Source organism: Pseudomonas sp. Irchel s3h14 (assembly GCF_900187425.1).
Lineage (GTDB): Bacteria > Pseudomonadota > Gammaproteobacteria > Pseudomonadales > Pseudomonadaceae > Aquipseudomonas.
Genome location: NZ_FYDJ01000001.1, coordinates 108,714 through 128,949, shown reverse-complemented (window position 1 = coordinate 128,949; position 20,236 = coordinate 108,714). Strand labels below are relative to the sequence as shown.

Here is a 20,236-nt window from a genome sequence, read left to right as displayed (position 1 = left end):
CTTAAGTTGCCTGAGCAGCGGCAGTGCGTGAGTTTTTGCGTTGACGACGAACCATCTCGCCCGCCAATGCCAGATAGGCAATGGCGCCCCGCGATGATTTGTCATACGCCAGTGCCGGCATGCCATAGCTTGGTGCTTCGGCCAGGCGGATGTTGCGCGGAATCACCGTGTCGTAGAGCTGCTCGCCGAAGTGTTCCTTGAGCTGCGCCGAAACATCGTTCATCAGGCTCAGGCGCGGGTCATACATGGTCCGCAACAGGCCTTCGACTTTCAGGTTCGGGTTCAGCAACTCAGCGATGCGCTTGATGTTATCCACAAGGTCGCTCAAACCTTCGAGCGCGAAGTACTCGCACTGCATGGGGATAATCACCCCATCAGCGGCGACCAAAGCGTTCAGCGTGAGCATCGACAACGACGGCGGACAGTCGATCAAAATGTAATCGTAGTTTTCACGGATCGGCGCCAACGCGCTGCGCAGGCGGCTTTCCTTCATCTGCATTTCCAGCAGAACCACTTCGGCCGCGGTCAGGTCGCGGTTGGCCGGCAGCAGTTGGTAACCACCGTGCTCGGAATAGTGCATGGCCTGGGCCAGATCGCATTCGCCGATCAGCAGGTCATAGACCGAGTTTTCCAGGCCGTGTTTATCCACACCGCTACCCATGGTGGCGTTGCCCTGTGGATCGAGATCGATCAACAGCACCCGGCGCTTGGTAGCGACCAGGGAAGCTGCGAGGTTGATACAGGTGGTGGTCTTGCCCACACCACCCTTTTGGTTCGCTATCGCGAATACCTTAGCCATTCTTGCTTGTGTTCCCAATCATGCCGTGCGGCGCAGTATCAGCAGATGGCGTTGGCCTTGGCAACCGGGTACGGCCAGGGCGTGTTCGCTATCGAGGTGGAAGTCTGCCGGCAATGCTACCAGCTCATCGGCGGGATGAACGCCCTTCATTGCCAGCCAACGTGTTTCGGTGTCGCCGAGGTGGCGAGTCCAGTTGCTGAAGTTCTCCATGCTGCTGAACGCCCGGGAAATGATCCCGTTGAATGGCTGATCAGGCTGAAAAGCTTCGACGCGACTGTGGATAACTTGCAGGTTATCCAGTTTGAGTTCGAGTTTGACCTGGGTCAGGAAGCGGGTTTTCTTGCCGTTGCTGTCGAGGCAGGTCACTTGGGACTCTGGAAACAGGATGGCCAACGGAATACCCGGCATGCCGCCACCGCTGCCGACGTCCAGCCAGCGACCGTTTTCGACGAACGACATCACGCTCAAACTATCGAGCAAGTGACGGGAAACCATTTCATCCGGATCGCGTACGGCAGTCAGGTTGTAAGCTTTGTTCCATTTTATCAACAGGGCCAGATAACCCAGCAGCTGGGCATGCTGGGTTTCTGTCAGCGTGACACCGAGCTGGCGAGCACCTGTGGATAACTCTTCTGCGTGTTGCGAGGTGACCAACGAACTCAAGCGCTTTGCTCCAACTGACGGCCCGCGCCGCGTTTTTTCAAATGAATCATCAACAGCGAAATCGCTGCCGGCGTCACACCCGGGATACGCGACGCCTGGCCCAAAGTCTCTGGACGGGTCGCACCGAGCTTGCTCTGGATCTCTTTGGAGAGACCGGAAATGTTCGTGTAATCGATATCCACAGGCAGTTTTGTGTCTTCGCTGGCCCGCAGCCGTGCGATTTCATCCTGCTGGCGATCGATATAACCGGCGTATTTGGTCTTGATTTCGACCTGCTCGGCGACTTGTGGATCTTCTGCGCCACCACCGGTCACGGCGATCAGACCAGCGTAGTCGATTTCCGGACGGCTCAGCAGATTGAGCAAGTTGTATTCGTGGGTCAGCGGCGTGCCGAACTTTTCGGAAATCGCATCGCCTTGCTCGGTGCCCGGGCGAACCCAAGTACTTTTCAGGCGTTGCTCTTCCAGCGTGATGCTTTCGCGTTTGGTGCAGAACGCAGCCCAACGCGCGTCGTCCACCAGACCCAGTTCGCGACCTTTTTCGGTCAAGCGCAGGTCGGCGTTGTCTTCGCGCAGGATCAGACGGTATTCGGCACGGGACGTGAACATCCGATACGGTTCCTGGGTACCCAGAGTAATCAGGTCGTCGACCAACACTCCGATGTACGCCTCGTCGCGACGCGGGCACCAGGCATCTTTGCCCTGAGCACGCAGTGCGGCGTTGGCCCCGGCCAGCAAACCCTGGGCGCCGGCTTCTTCGTAACCGGTGGTGCCGTTGATTTGCCCGGCGAAGAACAGACCGGCGATGACTTTGGTTTCCAGGTTGTACTTCAGGTCACGCGGATCGAAGTAGTCGTATTCGATGGCGTAACCCGGACGAACGATGTGCGCGTTTTCCATGCCGCGGATCGATTGCACGATCTGCAATTGCACGTCGAACGGCAGGGATGTGGATATCCCGTTCGGGTACAGCTCGTTGGTCGTCAGGCCTTCCGGTTCGATAAAGACCTGATGGCTTTCCTTGTCGGCAAAGCGGTGGATCTTGTCTTCAATCGACGGGCAGTAACGTGGACCAATCCCTTCGATCAAACCTGCATCGGAATACATCGGCGAACGATCGAGGTTCGCGGCAATGATTTCGTGGGTACGGGCGTTCGTGTGGGTTATCCAGCAGCTCACCTGTTTCGGATGTTGCTCTTTGGAACCCATGAACGACATCACCGGGATCGGTGTATCGCCTGCTTGCTCGGTCATCACCGAGAAATCCACAGAACGGCCGTCGATACGCGGTGGCGTACCGGTTTTCAGGCGACCGACACGCAATGGCAATTCACGCAGACGGTGAGCCAGGGCAATCGACGGCGGATCACCAGCACGGCCACCGGAAAAATTCTGCATTCCGATGTGGATAAGTCCACCGAGGAAGGTGCCAGTGGTCAACACCACGGAATCCGCCAAGAAACGCAGGCCCATTTGGGTGACAACACCGCGCACTTGTTCCTGCTCGACGATCAGGTCGTCGGCGGCCTGTTGAAATATCCACAGGTTCGGCTGGTTTTCGAGGATTTCGCGGACAGCTGCCTTGTACAGAACCCGGTCTGCCTGAGCGCGGGTTGCACGCACGGCCGGGCCTTTGCGGCTGTTCAATACACGAAATTGAATACCGCCTTTATCGGTAGCCATGGCCATCGCGCCGCCGAGGGCATCGATTTCCTTGACCAGATGGCTTTTGCCAATCCCACCGATAGCGGGGTTGCAACTCATGGCACCGAGGGTTTCCACGTTATGCGTCAGCAACAGGGTTTTTGCACCCATACGTGCTGAGGCCAGTGCTGCCTCGGTACCGGCATGACCGCCGCCGATGACGATCACTTCAAAACGGGAAGGGAAATCCACCACGCACCTCGTGCCTGCTTCAGTTAGGTAATCAGGAATAGTTTGAGCTCAGGTTTTTGGACCTGGGCGGCAAGTATAGGGACTTCGCCCTTCCTAAAGAACCCTTTGCACAAAATTTAACCAGCTGTGGAGAAGTCGCGGTTATAGAAATTAAAAAGAAAGAAATTTATTAAATCTTTGTTTTTATGTTTATTTCTACTGAGCCACATTTCTGTGGATAGATCTCTACAGGCCTTTATATTCAATATGTACAGAGATTCAAAACCCTGTGGTCATGTGCCAAGGAGGCCCTTGGATAACCGGTTTAAGCCTGTGGATGAAAGGGGTGCTTATCCACAGGGGCGGTTATCTTCAGTTTTGAGGCCCTGTTATCAACTGCCCTTAGAGGCAGTTATTCACAGGGCTTAATCCACAGAAAACTGCTGAATAAGCAAATCCAGGGCACGGGAAATCCGCTCAAGCAGAAAGAATCTGCTCAGCACTGGAAGAGAATTCAAGAAAAGGAGGGAACAGACAGGCACGAATGGCCTGTCTGTGGATAACGGGAGGACTATTTACCGATACAGAAGCTGGAAAAAATCCGTCCCAGCAAGTCATCGGAGCTGAATGCACCGGTGATTTCACCCAAAGCGTGTTGGGCTTGTCGCAAATCCTCGGCTAAAAGTTCACCGGCTCCCGCCAGGGTCAGCTGTGCACGGCCGTGCTCAAGGGAAGCACTGGCGTGACGCAACGCTTCAAGGTGACGCCTGCGAGCACTGAAGCTGCTTTCCGAGGTCTGTTCGTAGCCCATGCAGGCCTTGAGATGGTCACGCAGTAATTCCAGCCCTTCACCTGCAGATTTGGCGCTCAGGCTGATGGTGACGTGTCCATCCTCGCTGACTTCCAGGGCAATGGCTTCGCCCGTGAGGTCTGCCTTGTTTCGGATCAGCGTGACTTTCGCCGGATCGGGACGGATTTCCAGAAATTCAGGCCATAACGCGAACGGATCAAGTGCCTCAGGAGCGGTTGCATCGACCACCAACAGGACTCGATCAGCCTCGCCGATTGCTTTCAGCGCCCGTTCGACACCGATTTTTTCTACCTGGTCGTCGGTATCTCGCAGACCAGCGGTGTCGACCACGTGCAGCGGCATACCATCGATGTGGATATGTTCACGAAGAATGTCCCGGGTGGTGCCGGCGATCTCGGTGACGATCGCTGCTTCACGACCGGCCAGTGCATTCAACAGACTGGATTTACCGGCATTTGGCCGGCCGGCGATCACCACGGTCATCCCGTCACGCAGCAAGGCACCCTGCCCGGCTTCCCGTAGTACGGTGGATAACTCGTCACGTACTTTGTCGAGCATGCTCAGTACATGACCATCGGCGAGGAAGTCGATTTCTTCTTCAGGGAAGTCGATCGCCGCTTCGACATAGATGCGCAGGCCAATCAATTGCTCGGTGAGGTTATGCACACGCTCGGAGAATGCGCCCTGCAAGGAACGCAGGGCATTTCGTGCAGCCTGTGCAGAACTTGCCTCGATCAAGTCGGCAATCGCCTCGGCCTGAGCGAGGTCGAGTTTGTCATTAAGGAACGCGCGCTCGCTGAATTCACCCGGCCGGGCCAACCGACAGCCCAGTTCCAGGCAACGCTTGAGCAGCATATCCAGAACTATCGGACCGCCATGGCCCTGGAGCTCCAGCACATCTTCGCCGGTGAACGAGTTCGGGCCCGGAAAATACAGGGCAATGCCTTGATCCAGCACCTCATCGTTTTCACTGAGGAATGGACCGTAGTGGGCAAACCTTGGCTTGAGTTCACGACCGCTGAAGGCCTTGGCCGCAACACTCGCCAGCGGTCCGGAAATTCGGACGATGCCCACACCGCCGCGACCTTGAGCGGTGGCGACGGCGGCGATGGTTTCACGAGGAACGCTCATAAACCGTTATCCAGACAAAAGTGACAGATAGCAAAACGCCCCACTAGGGGGCGTTTTGAGTGGTTATTCACAGTGTAAATCAGGCAGCTGCTTTGGTAGCTGCTTCGATCTTACGCGTGATGTACCACTGTTGGGCAATCGACAAAACGTTGTTCACTACCCAGTACAGCACCAGACCAGCCGGGAACCACAGGAAGAAGAAGGTGAAGATGATTGGCATCAGCTTCATCACCTTGGCCTGCATCGGATCCGGAGGAGTCGGGTTCAACTGCTGCTGGATGAACATGGTTACGCCCATGATGATCGGCAGAATGAAGAACGGATCCTTGATCGACAGGTCAGTAATCCACAGCATGAACGGCGCTTGGCGCATTTCAACGCTTTCCAGCAGAACCCAGTACAGCGAAAGGAAAACCGGCATCTGCACGAGGATTGGCAAGCAACCACCCAGCGGATTGATCTTCTCTTTCTTGTACAGCTCCATCATGGATTGCGACATTTTCTGCCGGTCGTCGCCATGTTGCTCTTTCAGCGCCGCCAGTTTCGGTGCCACTGCACGCATGCGCGCCATGGATTTGTAGCTGGCAGCCGACAGCGGGAAGAAGATCCCTTTGATCAGCATGGTCAGGAAGATGATCGACCAGCCCCAGTTACCGACCAGCGCGTGGATGTGTTGCAGCAGCCAGAAGATTGGCTGGGCAATGAACCACAGAATGCCGTAGTCGACGGTCAGTTCCAGACCTGGGGACAACTCTTTCAGCACAGCCTGGCTTTTCGGACCGGCGTATAGAACAGCGCTGGTTTCGGCTTTTGCACCTGGCGCGACAGTCATTGCCGGTGCGGTGTAGCCAATGATGTAGTTGCCTTTGCTGTCTTTACGGGTCTGGACGAGGTTGTTCTCGCCTTTCGCCGGAATCCACGCGGTCACGAAGTAGTGCTGCAACCATGCAACCCAACCACCGTTAACGGTTTCTTTCAGCTGAGCCTTGTCCATGTCGCTCATCGACACTTTCTTGTACGGCTCGTTACTTGTCCACAGGGCGGCGCCCAGGTAAGTCGCGGTGCCGGTGGCGGTGCTGGAAGAAGGATCGGAGCTGGCATCACGCTTCAATTGCGCGAACATTGCACCGGACCAAGGCTGAGCGCTCTGGTTATCGATCAGGTAGGAAACGGTTACGTCATACAGGCCACGTTTCAATGTGAAACGCTTGATGTAGTTGACGCCGTCCTTGCTGAACTTCAGGTCCGCGACCAATTGGTCCTGACCGTCAGCCAGTTGGTAAATCTTCTTCTCCGAGGAGTAAACCGGACGACCGGCAGGACTGGCGTCCGGACCGTTGGTGCCGATCAGGCCACTCTGAGCCAGATAAGTCCGCTCGTTGCCGTTATCGAACAACTGGAATGGAATTTCCGGATGGTCCTGGCGACGTGGATACAGCGGCAGCGTCAACTGCGCAACATCACCACCTTGTGGATCGATTGCCAGGTTGAGCACATCCGTTTTGATCTGGATGAGGTCTTTGCTTGCAGCTACTGGAGTTTCAGCAGGTGCAGTTGCACTGGTATCGCTTGCGGCGCGTGGAATGTCGTCACTGACAGAAGCATTATTGCCAGTCGCCGCGTCCGGTAGGCCCGGTGCGGTAGTACTGGAAGCAACATTCTGAGTCGGCAGGGCAGCCTGGCCATAGTCCTGGTTCCATTTAAGAACCATAACGTAGGACACGATTGCCAGGGCGACGATCAGGATCGTGCGTTTGATATCCATGATTACTCGGCCATCGAAGAAGAACGGGAGGTAGGGATAGATGGAACCGGGTCATAACCACCGGGATTCCACGGATGACAGCGACCTAAACGACGAAAGGCCAGCCAGCCACCGCGCAGAAGGCCATGATTTTCTATGGCTTCATACGCGTAGCAGGAACAACTGGGGTAGAAACGACAGTGACTGGCCATCAGAGGACTAATGGCATAGCGATAAAACTGGATCGGAACGAGTGCCAGTTTACGCATCGGGACTGTCTACCCCTACAGTTTCGGTTTTGACTGCTGGTACCGGCGTGCTGCGTGCCAGACGCTTCCAGAGTTTGCCGAAATGCTGAATCAATTCGGGGTTTTCTACGTCACCCAAACCTTTGCGCGCGACGATAACGATGTCCCAGCCGGCCAGTGAGTCCTGGTTCAGACGGAACGATTCGCGCATCAGACGTTTGAGGCGATTGCGCTCGACGGAGAGCTTTACGCTCTTTTTCCCGATAACCAGCCCGAGACGGGGGTGATCAAGATCGTTGTTGCGCGCAAGGAGCAGGAGATTTTTCCCCGGAACCTTGCCGGTAGGGGAGTCAAAGACTGCCTTGAAATGCCGGGGAGTAAGCAGACGCTTTTCCCGACTGAAGTCCTGACTCACCTCCAGTGCCGGCTTATCAAACTGCCAGACGCGCACGACCTTTGGCGCGACGACGCGACAGAACGGCACGACCGTTCTTGGTAGCCATGCGAGCACGGAAACCGTGGGTACGAGCGCGTTTGATAGTGCTTGGTTGGAAAGTACGTTTCATTGTCGTGTTACCTGGTTCGTCCACAACGGGCCGGAATGGCCCCCGTTTTAAGAGACCGGGGATTCTAGAGAAAGCAAGCCTCTAGGTCAATTTCCAACCAGCGTTTCCTTATAAATAGATCTCCAGACGTTTTTCCTGCCGAGCTCCCTGGCTAGATATAGAAATTAAGAAGGAAAGTATTTAAAGCTTTTCTGTAAAGCTTATAAAAGCTAGGGACACGATCATCTGTGGATAACTGCCATCAGCCCTTTAAAGTCGTGATGTACAGAGAATGACAACTACGGTGGAAAACGGTGGTAACCCTGTGCTGCGCTGTCGGATAAGCTGTGTGTGAAAGGGGTACTTATCCACAGGGTGGTTATCCACCGAGTTTCCCCCCCACTTGTACAACGACCTTAGACCCGGTTATCCACAGAGCTTATACACAGACCGCTGGTCGTCTTTTTTTCGTATAAATCACTGATTCTTCATGGCCGGTGCACAACCTTCGTGTGGATAAGTCGGGGCTTGGTCGGCTACAATGGCGGCTTGTTTTTGCCTCACCGGCTTTCAACTTAGGGGATATCCGTGTCAGTGGAACTTTGGCAGCAGTGCGTGGAGCTTTTGCGCGATGAGCTGCCTGCCCAACAATTCAACACTTGGATCCGTCCACTACAGGTCGAAGCCGAAGGCGACGAGTTGCGTGTCTACGCACCGAATCGTTTTGTTCTCGACTGGGTCAACGAAAAGTACCTGGGCCGCGTCCTTGAACTGCTGGATGAGCATGGCAATGGCATGGCGCCGGCGCTGTCCTTATTAATAGGCAGCAAACGCAGTTCGGCACCACGTGCCGCCCCGAATGCTCCGTTGGCCGCCGCTGCTTCACAGGCTCAGGCCGCTCAAGCACCTGTCAGCGCCCCGGCGCCAGCCCAGGTAACCGCTCCGACCAAGCGAGCGACGCAAAAAGTTGCCGAGGTTAATGAAGAGCCATCGCGCGACAGCTTCGACCCGATGGCCGGGGCCAGTTCGCAACAAGCTCCGATTCGCGCCGAACAGCGTACGGTGCAGGTCGAAGGTGCGCTCAAGCACACCAGCTACCTGAACCGCACCTTCACCTTCGAAAACTTCGTCGAGGGCAAGTCCAACCAACTGGCCCGGGCTGCGGCCTGGCAAGTGGCGGACAATCCCAAGCACGGTTACAACCCGCTCTTCCTTTATGGTGGCGTCGGCTTGGGTAAAACCCACTTGATGCACGCGGTGGGTAACCACCTATTAAAGAAGAATCCGAATGCCAAGGTTGTGTACCTGCATTCCGAGCGGTTCGTGGCTGACATGGTCAAGGCCCTGCAGCTGAATGCGATCAACGAGTTCAAGCGCTTCTACCGCTCGGTGGATGCGTTGTTGATCGATGACATTCAGTTCTTCGCCCGTAAAGAACGTTCCCAGGAAGAGTTTTTCCACACCTTCAACGCCCTGCTTGAAGGTGGCCAGCAGGTCATTCTCACCAGTGACCGCTACCCGAAAGAAATCGAAGGCCTTGAAGAACGCCTCAAATCCCGCTTCGGCTGGGGCCTGACGGTAGCCGTCGAGCCGCCGGAGCTGGAAACCCGCGTGGCGATCCTGATGAAAAAGGCCGATCAGGCCAAAGTCGATCTGCCCCATGACGCGGCGTTCTTCATTGCCCAGCGTATTCGCTCCAACGTCCGTGAGCTGGAAGGCGCGCTGAAACGCGTGATCGCCCACTCGCACTTCATGGGCCGCGACATCACCATCGAGCTGATTCGCGAATCCCTGAAAGACTTGTTGGCGCTGCAAGACAAACTGGTCTCTGTGGATAACATTCAGCGCACGGTCGCCGAGTACTACAAGATCAAGATCTCCGACCTGCTGTCCAAGCGTCGTTCACGCTCGGTCGCACGTCCGCGTCAGGTTGCAATGGCATTGTCCAAAGAGTTGACTAACCACAGCCTGCCGGAAATCGGCGATGTGTTTGGCGGCCGGGACCACACGACTGTTTTGCACGCCTGCCGCAAGATCAACGAACTTAAGGAATCCGACGCGGACATCCGCGAGGACTACAAGAACCTGCTGCGTACACTGACCACTTGATGAACACCAGCGCAGCTTATTAAGGCAAGGGACTAGACCATGCATTTCACCATTCAACGCGAAGCCCTGTTGAAACCCCTGCAACTGGTCGCAGGCGTCGTCGAGCGCCGACAGACCTTGCCGGTGCTCTCCAACGTGCTGCTGGTTGTCGAAGGCCAGCAATTGTCGCTGACCGGTACCGACCTGGAAGTCGAGCTGGTCGGTCGTGTACAACTCGAAGAGCCTGCCGATCCAGGTTCCATCACTGTGCCTGCGCGCAAGCTGATGGATATCTGCAAGAGCTTGCCGAACGATGCGCTGATCGACATCAAGGTCGACGAGCAGAAGCTCGTGGTGAAGGCCGGCCGTAGCCGGTTCACCCTGTCGACCTTGCCGGCCAATGACTTCCCGACTGTGGAAGAAGGCCCCGGCTCGCTGACGTGCAGCCTTGAGCAAAGCAAACTGCGCCGTTTGATCGAACGCACCAGCTTCGCCATGGCCCAGCAGGACGTGCGTTATTACCTCAACGGCATGCTGCTGGAAGTTTCCGAAGGCATCATCCGCGCCGTGGCCACCGACGGTCACCGTCTGGCCATGTGCTCGATGAAGGCCGATATCGGTCAGCCTGATCGTCACCAGGTGATCGTGCCGCGCAAGGGTATCCTTGAGCTGGCGCGTCTGCTGACCGAACCGGACGGCATCGTCAGCATCGTTCTGGGTCAACACCACATCCGCGCCACCACTGGCGAATTCACCTTTACCTCGAAACTGGTCGACGGCAAATTCCCTGACTACGAGCGTGTTCTGCCGAAAGGTGGCGACAAACTGGTCCTCGGCGATCGTCAGGCCCTGCGTGAAGCGTTCAGCCGTACCGCGATTCTGTCCAACGAGAAGTACCGCGGCATCCGTCTTCAATTGGCCAATGGTCAGCTGAAGATCCAGGCGAACAACCCGGAACAGGAGGAAGCGGAAGAAGAAGTGGGCGTCGAGTACAACGGCGGCAATCTGGAAATCGGCTTCAACGTGAGCTACCTGCTGGACGTGTTGGGCGTCATGACGACTGAGCAGGTTCGCCTGATCCTGTCCGACTCCAACAGCAGTGCGTTGGTGCAAGAGTCTGACAACGACGACTCGGCTTACGTTGTCATGCCGATGCGTCTGTAATCATGCTCAGCAGAAGCTAGATGTCCTTAAGTCGCGTCTCGGTCACCGCGGTGCGCAATCTGCACCCGGTGACCTTCTCCCCCTCCCCCCGAATCAACATTCTTTACGGCGCCAACGGCAGCGGCAAAACCAGTGTTCTGGAAGCCATTCATCTGCTGGGGCTTGCCCGTTCGTTTCGTAGCACCCGCCTGTTACCGGTCATTCAGTACGAGCAGCTCGCCTGTACGGTGTTTGGGCAGGTGGAGTTGGCCGAGGGTGGGCACAGCGCCTTGGGGATCTCCCGCGACCGTCAAGGGGAGTTCCAGATCCGCATCGACGGGCAGAACGCCCGTAGCGCGGCACAACTGGCGGAAATCCTGCCGCTGCAGCTGATCAACCCTGATAGCTTCCGCTTGCTGGAAGGCGCACCGAAGATTCGCCGGCAGTTTCTCGACTGGGGCGTGTTCCACGTGGAACCACGATTCATGTCCACCTGGCAGCGCTTGCAGAAGGCCCTGCGCCAGAGAAACTCTTGGCTGCGGCATGGTACACTTGACGCCGTTTCGCAAGCGGTTTGGGACAGGGAACTGTGCCAGGCCAGCGCTGAAATTGATGAATACCGCCGCGCTTATATCAAAGCCTTGAAACCAGTCTTTGAACAGACCTTGAGCGAACTGGTTGAGCTCGAGGGCTTAACGCTCAGCTATTACCGAGGTTGGGACAAAGACCGCGAGCTGAGTGCAGTGCTCGCCGGGTCCCTTCAGCGGGATCAGCAAATGGGTCATACCCAGGCCGGACCACAGCGCGCTGATTTGCGTCTTAGATTGGGCGCACACAACGCCGCGGACATCTTGTCTCGCGGTCAGCAGAAGCTGGTGGTCTGTGCATTGCGGATTGCCCAAGGGCACTTGGTCAGCCAGGCCCGACGCGGCCAGTGTATTTATCTGGTGGATGACCTGCCGTCCGAACTGGACGAGCACCACCGCCGCGCGCTTTGCCGCTTGCTGGAAGACTTACGCTGCCAGGTGTTTATCACCTGTGTAGATCACGAATTATTGAGGGAAGGCTGGCAGACGGAAACGCCAGTCGCTCTGTTCCACGTGGAACAGGGCCGTATCACCCAGACCCACGACCATCGGGAGTGAAGGCATTGAGCGAAGAAAATACGTACGACTCAACGAGCATTAAAGTGCTGAAAGGCCTGGATGCCGTACGCAAACGTCCCGGTATGTACATTGGTGACACCGACGATGGCAGCGGTCTCCACCACATGGTGTTCGAAGTGGTCGATAACTCGATCGACGAAGCTCTCGCCGGCCACTGCGACGACATCAGCATCATCATCCACCCGGACGAATCCATCACCGTTCGCGACAATGGTCGTGGTATCCCGGTAGACGTGCACAAAGAAGAAGGCGTCTCGGCAGCCGAGGTCATCATGACCGTGCTGCACGCCGGCGGTAAGTTCGACGACAACTCCTACAAAGTATCCGGCGGTCTGCACGGTGTAGGTGTGTCGGTTGTGAACGCCCTGTCCGAAGAGCTGGTCCTGACCGTTCGCCGCAGCGGCAAAATCTGGGAACAGACCTACATTCACGGTGTTCCAAAAGAACCGATGAAAATCGTCGGTGAAAGCGAAACCACCGGCACCCAGATTCACTTCAAACCGTCCGACCTGACGTTCAAGAACATCCACTTCAGCTGGGACATCCTGGCCAAGCGGATTCGTGAACTGTCCTTCCTCAACTCCGGTGTCGGCATCGTCCTCAAGGATGAGCGCAGCGGTAAGGAAGAGCTGTTCAAGTACGAAGGTGGCTTGCGCGCGTTCGTTGAATACCTGAACACCAACAAGACCCCGGTCAACCAGGTGTTCCATTTCAACATCCAGCGTGAAGACGGCATCGGCGTGGAAATCGCCTTGCAGTGGAACGACAGCTTCAACGAGAACCTGTTGTGCTTCACCAACAACATTCCACAGCGCGATGGCGGTACTCACCTGGTGGGTTTCCGTTCCGCACTGACGCGTAACCTGAACACCTACATCGAAGCCGAAGGTCTGGCGAAGAAGCACAAAGTCGCGACCACCGGTGACGATGCCCGTGAAGGCCTGACCGCGATCATCTCGGTAAAAGTGCCGGATCCGAAGTTCAGCTCCCAGACCAAAGACAAGCTGGTTTCTTCCGAAGTGAAGACCGCGGTCGAACAGGAAATGGGCAAGTACTTCTCCGACTTCCTGCTGGAAAACCCGAACGAAGCCAAACTGGTCGTCGGCAAGATGATCGATGCGGCTCGCGCTCGTGAAGCGGCGCGTAAAGCCCGTGAGATGACCCGTCGTAAAGGCGCGCTGGATATCGCCGGCCTGCCGGGCAAACTGGCTGACTGCCAGGAAAAAGACCCTGCCCTTTCCGAACTGTACCTCGTGGAAGGTGACTCTGCTGGCGGCTCCGCCAAGCAGGGACGCAACCGTCGGACCCAAGCCATCCTGCCTCTCAAGGGCAAGATCCTGAACGTCGAGAAGGCGCGCTTCGACAAGATGATCTCTTCGCAAGAAGTGGGCACCTTGATCACCGCGCTGGGCTGTGGCATTGGTCGCGATGAGTACAACATCGCGAAGCTGCGTTACCACAACATCATCATCATGACCGATGCTGACGTCGACGGTTCGCACATCCGTACCCTGCTGCTGACCTTCTTCTTCCGTCAGTTGCCAGAACTGATCGAGCGCGGCTACATCTACATCGCTCAGCCACCGCTGTACAAGGTCAAGAAAGGCAAGCAAGAGCAATACATCAAAGACGACGACGCCATGGAAGAGTACATGACGCAGTCGGCCCTGGAAGATGCGAGCCTGCACCTGAACGAGGAAGCCCCGGGTATTTCCGGACCCGCCCTCGAGCGTCTGGTGAATGATTTCCGTCTGGTAATGAAGACGCTCAAGCGTCTGTCGCGCCTGTACCCACAGGAGCTGACCGAGCACTTCATCTACCTGCCTGCCGTTAGCCTGGAGCAATTGTCCGATCACGCTGCGATGCAGGATTGGATGGCCCAGTACGAAGTTCGCCTGCGCACCGTCGAGAAGTCCGGCCTGGTCTACAAAGCCAGCCTGCGTGAAGACCGTGAACGTAACGTCTGGCTGCCTGAGGTCGAACTGATCTCCCACGGCCTGTCGAACTACGTCACGTTCAACCGCGACTTCTTCGGCAGCAACGATTACAAGACTGTTGTTTCTCTGGGCGCTCAACTGAGCACCTTGCTGGACGACGGCGCGTATATCCAGCGTGGCGAGCGCAAGAAACCGGTCACCGAGTTCAAGGAAGCCCTCGAATGGCTGATGGCCGAAAGCACCAAGCGTCACACCATCCAGCGATACAAAGGTCTGGGTGAGATGAACCCGGATCAGCTGTGGGAAACCACCATGGACCCAAGCCAGCGCCGGATGCTTAAAGTGACCATCGAAGACGCCATTGGCGCGGACCAGATCTTCAACACCCTGATGGGTGATGCGGTCGAGCCTCGTCGTGACTTCATCGAAAGCAACGCCCTGGCGGTTTCCAACCTGGACTTCTGATCCGGCAGGACCGCTAAAACGAAAAAGGCCAACGCTTAGCGTTGGCCTTTTTTATTGATCGTCGAAATGTCGTCATTCGCTAGCAGTGGCCACGCTCTCAAGCCGATACCCATACCCGTAAATCGTCAGCAGTTGCCAACCGCGATCAGCCGTCAGGCCCAACTTGTTGCGCAGGCGATAAATATGAGTGTCTAGCGGGCGTGAGGAGACTATTTCTTCATGAGTCCAAAAGCGCTCATACAAGTATTCACGGGACAAAGGTCGGCCCAGATTGGCGAACAGGCAGCGAGCGAGACGGTATTCCCGTTCGGTAAGGCTAATGGGGGTGGAGGCACGGGTAACGGTGAGTTCGGCGTCGTCGAATTCGAGGTCATTGAAGGTCAGTATTTCGGTGGCTGCCGCGCGTTGCAGCCCATGCCGACGAAGCACTGCGCTGACCCGAGCCATCAGCTCGTTGGGACGAAACGGTTTGCTCACGTAATCGTCGGCCCCGGCGTTCAATGCCTGGACGATATCGCTTTCGGTATCGCGACTGGTGAGCATGATCGCCGCCGGTGGCACGTCCATGTGTTCACGGGTCCAGCGCAACAATGCCAGGCCGCTGATATCAGGCAGCTGCCAATCGAGGATCAGCAGATCGAAGGTCTCCCGCCGGAGTTGCCGGAGTAAGTCCTCTCCCCGCTCGAAGCAATGCAGCGTCCACGCCTGCTCTCCCGTGACGGGGATCTGTCGCAGTGTCTGTTCCACCCGGCGGAGTTCGGCGGGCTCGTCATCCAGTATTGCGACACGCATGCCGAGTGTTTCCTTCATCTCGTAAGTGCAAAGTAAAAATTCCTACGGGAGTTTAGGCTGATTGACTGAATCTGAACAATTGTGACGAATTGCTGCGAAGGTCCCAAGTATGGCTATGCTGGTGTCACTTCGCCGATGGGATGTTTTAGCCTTCGACCAATTCTGAACAAATATTGAGAATCGGCTCGCAAGGCCACTTTTGCCGGTAGATTCGTCGTCGCTGAGCGGCACAGGGGCATTGGGATGTGCTCCGACGCAGGGAGCGTCAAGCCAACCTGGCAGGACCGTCGATCGCCGGTTTTCGGCGGTCTCCAGTTCAGGGGAAAACGCACGGAGTGCCTGCTCGGTTCCGACACAAGGATGTGTCATCTCTCATGTCCTTTGCTCCCATGGCTATCTGCCAGAGCGTCCAGTCAGGTATCGTGCGTCAAATACTTGTGTGCGTTATCCGGCGTGATTTTCATAAGAGCATAAAAGCCAATCCATGAACCCCATGACCTTATTGCTCCCACGCCGTTCGGGTGTCTGTCTGTTACTGGTTGCTGGCCTGATGGGATTATTCACCCAGAGTGCATCAGCAGCAGTCGCTTCGGCAAAACGTCTGCCTTATATCGATGAAAACCAACAATGCCGTGGACAACCGCTGCCGGCGACTGTCGAGCATCTGACCGGCGAAGCCTGGAAACTGGACGCCAAGGGCAAGCAGACGCCACTGCAGGAAGGTATGTCGATCGACGAACAGGAAGGCGTCAAAACCTCGCCCTCGGCGTTTGTCAGCCTGTCCCTGGGGGATGGCTCGCGGGTGGTGTTGCCCTCCAGTTCCCATATCACCCTGCACCTCAATGAAGAGCATTCGATCCCTCAGGTCATTCTTGAGCAGGGGCAGGTTGAGTCGTATGTGATCAAACGTGCCAGCGACCATGATCGCTTTCAGATCGTCACGCCGGTCGGTGTACTGGGCGTTCGGGGCACGCACTTTCGGGTGCGCAACGATGACGGTGGCGAAGCGCTGCTGGAGGTTCTGAACGGACACGTGGCGGTCAACCGTGATGAGGAAACGTCGGACTCCCGCCCTCCCCGGTCGGCTGCCAAACGGACTCAGAGCTCTGAAGCTGACGAGGTCCAAGTTATGGCCCGTCAGGGTTTGCGTATTCAGAAACAAGGCACGTTGACGCCAATCGACTTGTTACCTGCCCCGCGTTTGTTGGGGCAAGCCGGTCAGACGGGTAATGTGCCTGTGTGGCAATTGATCATGAAACCCATTGAAGGGGCCACACGTTATCGGGCGCAAGTGGCTACCGACGCAGCCTTTATGGACATCAAACAAGAGCAGTTTTCCAGTACACCAGAGGTCAAATTCAGCGGGCTGAAAGCGTTTTTCTACCATGTTCGCCTGTCGGCCTACGACGCTCAGGGGTTAGAGGGAGAGACCGGGGTATATGACATTTTCTATTACCCCAGGACCCCTCGTGTCCAATAGCACCCTGGCCGACGACCGATGAAGAGACGGCCAAGGAAGGATGACCGCGAGCCGACCCAGGCTCAGCGGTTATTTCGGCGCATGGTCCGCGAGTGGCTGTGGGTCTGTCTGATCCTGTTGCCGCTGACGGCGATGCTGTCCATGAGCCAGGGCCTGACCCTGAGCAATCTGCTGTACGACAACCTGCGCCGGCTGAGTCCGCTGCCGGTGGACCCGCGAATACTCATCGTCACGATCGACGACTACAGCTTGCAGCAGCTTGGCCAATGGCCGTGGTCGCGGGCCATGCACGCGCAACTGCTGGATCGGCTCAGCGCCGCGAATGTTAAAGGCGTTCTGTTCGACGTTATCTTCAGCGAGCCCGATAGCCATCCCGACAACGATCAGCTGTTGGCTCAGGCGGCGTGTCGAGCCGGGAATGTTTTCGTGCCGCTGTTGCGCGAAGGCGTCGCACGTTATGGGCAACCCTTGGGGGAAATTGAACCGGTGGCTGCGCTGAGCCATTGCGCCAAAGGCATCGGGCACATCAATGCCGAAGCGGATGCCGACGGAGTTGTACGCAGCGTGTATTTAAGCGAAGGACCGACGCAAAAACCCCGCCCGCAACTGGCCTGGCTGCTGTACGAAGAAACCCTTGCCGATAAGGGAAATGTACCGATGCCTGGTACCCCGGCTCTGCCATCGGCGCAAGGCTGGCAGCGAGCCCACGAAATACGGATTCCTTTCATCCGTTCCGACGCGGGCTTTCCCAGCGTGCCCTACGTCAGCGTATTGCGCGGCGAAGTCCCGCCCGAGTTGTTGCGCGATCGCTTGATCCTGATCGGCTCGACCGCTCCAGGCCTGGGCGACCGCTACGTGACACCGCAATCGGCCAGCATCGGCACCACCCCGGGCATTGAGATTCAGGCGAATATCCTCAACGGGCTGCTGCAACAGCGCAACATCGTGGCTCTCGATCAGCGCTTGGCGGCGTTGCTATCGGTGGTGATTGTCGGTGAGTTGCTGGGCCTGCTGTTGGTGCGTCCGCGTCGCGCCCTATGGCTGACTTTGGGTGCAATGACGGCCGCTCTACTGGGTTCGGGTGTACTGATGCGGCTTGGCTGGTGGTGGTCACCGGCTGCGAGCCTGCTAGGGATGATGTTGGGCTACCTGATCTGGAATTGGCGAAGGCTGAACGCGGTGCTCGCCTATTTCGGCTGGGAACTGGCGCGCCTGGACAGCGAGCCAAAAGTCTTTCCCGAACGTCGTCGCACCCAGGCCCCGGCCGGTGATGTGCTGCAAGGGCAAATCGTCGCGCTAGAGCAGGCCATGAGCCGGACCCGCGATACCCGACGTTTCATTGCCGATGGACTTGAATACCTGCCGGTGGCGACGCTGATCAGCGATCCGCAAGGGCGCATTCTGCTGGCCAATCGCAAGGCTCGAGAGGTGTTTTGTCGTGGCCTGGTGGGCGAGGACATGCTCGAGCAACTGAGCGACCTGGGTTACCCGGTGCCGTCCAACGGAATGCCATCTGCGTTGTCGACCCTGGAGCCGCTGGAGTTTCGTGACACTCAGGCACGTAGTCTGCGTCTGGACCTGGCACCCCTGTTGCCAGCCGAGGGCGATTCGGTGATTGGCTGGCTACTGAGCCTTACTGACTTGAGTGTCGAGCGCGACGCCGAGGAACAGCGAGCCGTGTTGTTGCGCTTTTTGTCCCATGACCTCAGGGCTCCCCACTCGGCGATTCTGGCCTTGCTCGATGTTCAGCGGCATGAGGTGTCCGGCGACATTCAAGTGTTCAGCCAGATCGAGTTACAAGTGCGCAAAGCGCTGAACCTGACCGAGGCTTTTGTGCTGTTGGCAAAAGCCGAATCCGAGGCCTATCAGTTTCAGCCGAGCATGTTCGCGATGTTGTTGCTCGATACCTTCGACCAGGCCTCGAGCATCGCTCATCTGAAGAGCATTCAGTTGCTGCATGACCTCGACGAAGACGCTGAAGCGCTGGTCCTGGCCGATCAATCGCTACTGACACGGGCACTGTTCAACCTGCTGGAAAACGCCATCAAGTACAGTCCGGCGGGCTCGCGGATCTCAGTGCGGGTGAGTTGTGCCGAGGGTTGGCTTCTGTGCGAGATCGCCGATCAGGGTCGAGGGATTGCGGTCGATGAACTTCCCGAGTTGTTCAGTCAGTATCGGCGTTTTACCTCGGCTCACGGCAGCGACGGCCTGGGGCTGGGCTTGTCCATGGTCAAGGCGGTGGTGGACCGTCATGGCGGGAGGATTTCCTGTCATAGCATGGTGGGACAAGGCACGACGTTCAGTATCCAGTTACCGCTATTGAGCGAGTGACCCAGACGCTTTTCAACGGGCATAAAAAAACCGGCTATATCAGCCGGTTTTTTTACGTCCGAAAAAACTTATGCACCTTTTTCGGTTTTTTATGAGGTTATAAAATATGTATATAAATCATAAACCTATGAACTAAATCCGACGCATTTCAAGCAAACGGTACACAGGTTATCCACAAAATCTCAGACAGCCACTTGGTCAGTAGCAGCCGGGGCTTGCGGGGCGGGTGGCAGCGAACCCATTTCACGTTGCATCTGCTCGTTCCAGGCCTGGACTCGATCATTGAGCTCGGCAACCGCGCGTGGCCCGCTACCCTCGGCATACATGGGCACGCCGATGATCACGGTAATAACGCCCTGCTTCTTCGCCCAACCGGTTTTCGGCCAGAACTTGCCAGCATTGTGCGCAATCGGCAGTACTGGAAGTGCGGCGTTGACGGCTAAAGCGGTACCACCGCGAGAGAATTTTCCGATGGTGCCGTAAGGAACGCGCGTTCCCTCTGGGAATATCAGAACCCAGACGCCGTCTTTCAGCAGTTCATCGCCCTTCTTCGCCACATGCTTGAGTGCTGCCTTCGGGTTGTCGCGGTCGATGGCGATCGGTCGCAGCATGGCCATGGCCCAGCCGAAAAACGGAACGAAGAGCAGTTCGCGCTTAAGTACCTGGCTCAATGGCTCAAAGTAGGCGGATAGAAAGAACGTCTCCCACGTGCTCTGGTGGTTCGACTGAATCACGCAGGGCTGGTCGGGCACATTCTCGGCACCCTTCACTTCGTAGCTGATGCCCAGAAAGACTTTGCTCAGCCACAACGCGCAGCGGCACCAGTACACATTGATGAAGCGATAGCGCGCCTTGAACGGCAGAAACGGCGCGATAAAAAAGCTCAGGCTGCACCAGAGCAAAGAGGTGGTGCCCAGCAACAGATAAAAGAGGAAAGTTCTGATGGCCTGCAGTATCGACATGGCGACGTTTACCGTGCGGGCTTTGCCCGTCTATATAAAGCGCACTTCCCTTCATCC

The 20,236-nt window shown here is 56.8% G+C and carries 16 protein-coding genes; 6 read left to right on the top strand and 10 right to left on the bottom strand.

All coding sequences use genetic code 11. The annotated features are described in order from the left end of the window. Nucleotide 1 precedes the first annotated feature (1 nt). From CKW16_RS00645 to rpmH, 8 genes are all read right to left on the bottom strand, one after another. Nucleotides 2–799 carry a ParA family protein gene (locus tag CKW16_RS00645; RefSeq protein WP_008155709.1) on the bottom strand — a complete coding sequence of 266 codons (798 nt, stop codon included), beginning with the start codon at nt 797–799 and terminating at the stop codon, nt 2–4. Between the two features lie 18 nt (nt 800–817). Continuing rightward, nucleotides 818–1,462 carry a 16S rRNA (guanine(527)-N(7))-methyltransferase RsmG gene (gene rsmG / locus CKW16_RS00640; protein ID WP_033059687.1) on the bottom strand — a complete coding sequence of 215 codons (645 nt, stop codon included), beginning with the start codon at nt 1,460–1,462 and terminating at the stop codon, nt 818–820. Further along, nucleotides 1,459–3,357, bottom strand: a complete 1,899-nt coding sequence (mnmG, locus tag CKW16_RS00635) for a tRNA uridine-5-carboxymethylaminomethyl(34) synthesis enzyme MnmG (protein WP_095126816.1) — start codon at nt 3,355–3,357, stop codon at nt 1,459–1,461. The genes rsmG and mnmG overlap by 4 nt, the downstream gene beginning before the upstream one ends. 550 nt (nt 3,358–3,907) lie before the next feature. Then, nucleotides 3,908–5,278: a tRNA uridine-5-carboxymethylaminomethyl(34) synthesis GTPase MnmE gene (gene mnmE, locus CKW16_RS00625; protein WP_033059689.1), complete on the bottom strand. Its 1,371-nt coding sequence runs from the start codon at nt 5,276–5,278 to the stop codon at nt 3,908–3,910. A gap of 79 nt (nt 5,279–5,357) precedes the next feature. Then, nucleotides 5,358–7,043, bottom strand: coding sequence for a membrane protein insertase YidC (yidC, locus tag CKW16_RS00620; protein WP_095126815.1), 1,686 nt, complete (start codon nt 7,041–7,043; stop codon nt 5,358–5,360). A 2-nt stretch (nt 7,044–7,045) separates the two neighbouring features. After that, a complete protein-coding gene (yidD, locus tag CKW16_RS00615) occupies nt 7,046–7,291 on the bottom strand; it encodes a membrane protein insertion efficiency factor YidD (protein WP_074872215.1) in 246 nt (81 codons plus the stop codon). Then, nucleotides 7,284–7,685: a ribonuclease P protein component gene (gene rnpA / locus CKW16_RS00610; protein ID WP_031319201.1), complete on the bottom strand. Its 402-nt coding sequence runs from the start codon at nt 7,683–7,685 to the stop codon at nt 7,284–7,286. Before rnpA ends, yidD begins: the two co-directional genes overlap by 8 nt. Before the next feature lie 16 nt (nt 7,686–7,701). Continuing rightward, on the bottom strand, nt 7,702–7,836 hold the full coding sequence (gene rpmH, locus CKW16_RS00605) for a 50S ribosomal protein L34 (protein ID WP_003213577.1): 135 nt from the start codon (nt 7,834–7,836) through the stop codon (nt 7,702–7,704). Nucleotides 7,837–8,403: 567 nt separating this feature from the next. On the opposite strand from rpmH, the gene dnaA reads away from it, so the two are divergent. The 4 genes from dnaA to gyrB are packed head-to-tail and all read left to right on the top strand — an operon-like array spanning nt 8,404 to nt 14,614. Further along, complete coding sequence (gene dnaA / locus CKW16_RS00600) at nt 8,404–9,924, top strand: chromosomal replication initiator protein DnaA (protein ID WP_095126814.1); 1,521 nt, start codon at nt 8,404–8,406, stop codon at nt 9,922–9,924. Nucleotides 9,925–9,963: 39 nt separating this feature from the next. After that, a complete protein-coding gene (dnaN, locus tag CKW16_RS00595; RefSeq protein ID WP_008155702.1) occupies nt 9,964–11,067 on the top strand; it encodes a DNA polymerase III subunit beta in 1,104 nt (367 codons plus the stop codon). Between the two features lie 20 nt (nt 11,068–11,087). Continuing rightward, complete coding sequence (gene recF / locus CKW16_RS00590; protein WP_007969883.1) at nt 11,088–12,191, top strand: DNA replication/repair protein RecF; 1,104 nt, start codon at nt 11,088–11,090, stop codon at nt 12,189–12,191. A 5-nt stretch (nt 12,192–12,196) separates the two neighbouring features. Continuing rightward, the gene (gene gyrB, locus CKW16_RS00585) at nt 12,197–14,614 is read left to right on the top strand and encodes a DNA topoisomerase (ATP-hydrolyzing) subunit B (protein WP_074872220.1); all 2,418 of its coding nucleotides are present in this window, start codon (nt 12,197–12,199) and stop codon (nt 14,612–14,614) included. Nucleotides 14,615–14,686: 72 nt separating this feature from the next. Here the strand turns inward: gyrB and CKW16_RS00580 are convergent, their stop codons facing one another. After that, nucleotides 14,687–15,406 (bottom strand): response regulator transcription factor, encoded by a 720-nt coding sequence (locus CKW16_RS00580; RefSeq protein WP_095126813.1) that lies wholly within the window; start codon nt 15,404–15,406, stop codon nt 14,687–14,689. Between the two features lie 493 nt (nt 15,407–15,899). On the opposite strand from CKW16_RS00580, the gene CKW16_RS00570 reads away from it, so the two are divergent. Beyond that, nucleotides 15,900–16,886 carry a FecR domain-containing protein gene (locus tag CKW16_RS00570; protein ID WP_371918005.1) on the top strand — a complete coding sequence of 329 codons (987 nt, stop codon included), beginning with the start codon at nt 15,900–15,902 and terminating at the stop codon, nt 16,884–16,886. 18 nt (nt 16,887–16,904) lie between these two features. Then, entirely contained in the window at nt 16,905–19,217 is a 2,313-nt protein-coding gene (locus tag CKW16_RS00565) for a CHASE2 domain-containing protein (RefSeq protein ID WP_095126810.1), read from the top strand. Nucleotides 19,218–19,399: 182 nt separating this feature from the next. Here the strand turns inward: CKW16_RS00565 and CKW16_RS00560 are convergent, their stop codons facing one another. Continuing rightward, complete coding sequence (locus tag CKW16_RS00560; protein ID WP_095126809.1) at nt 19,400–20,179, bottom strand: 1-acyl-sn-glycerol-3-phosphate acyltransferase; 780 nt, start codon at nt 20,177–20,179, stop codon at nt 19,400–19,402. Between the last annotated feature and the right edge of the window lie 57 nt (nt 20,180–20,236).

Coding starts and splice junctions, on each gene's coding strand:
- CKW16_RS00565 (WP_095126810.1), top strand. CDS start 16,905: ATGAAGAGACGGCCAAGGAAGGATGACCGCGAGCCGACCCAGGCTCAG.
- CKW16_RS00580 (WP_095126813.1), bottom strand. CDS start 15,406: ATGCGTGTCGCAATACTGGATGACGAGCCCGCCGAACTCCGCCGGGTG.
- mnmE (WP_033059689.1), bottom strand. CDS start 5,278: ATGAGCGTTCCTCGTGAAACCATCGCCGCCGTCGCCACCGCTCAAGGT.
- rpmH (WP_003213577.1), bottom strand. CDS start 7,836: ATGAAACGTACTTTCCAACCAAGCACTATCAAACGCGCTCGTACCCAC.
- recF (WP_007969883.1), top strand. CDS start 11,088: ATGTCCTTAAGTCGCGTCTCGGTCACCGCGGTGCGCAATCTGCACCCG.
- CKW16_RS00570 (WP_371918005.1), top strand. CDS start 15,900: ATGACCTTATTGCTCCCACGCCGTTCGGGTGTCTGTCTGTTACTGGTT.
- dnaN (WP_008155702.1), top strand. CDS start 9,964: ATGCATTTCACCATTCAACGCGAAGCCCTGTTGAAACCCCTGCAACTG.
- CKW16_RS00560 (WP_095126809.1), bottom strand. CDS start 20,179: ATGTCGATACTGCAGGCCATCAGAACTTTCCTCTTTTATCTGTTGCTG.
- yidD (WP_074872215.1), bottom strand. CDS start 7,291: ATGCGTAAACTGGCACTCGTTCCGATCCAGTTTTATCGCTATGCCATT.
- yidC (WP_095126815.1), bottom strand. CDS start 7,043: ATGGATATCAAACGCACGATCCTGATCGTCGCCCTGGCAATCGTGTCC.
- CKW16_RS00645 (WP_008155709.1), bottom strand. CDS start 799: ATGGCTAAGGTATTCGCGATAGCGAACCAAAAGGGTGGTGTGGGCAAG.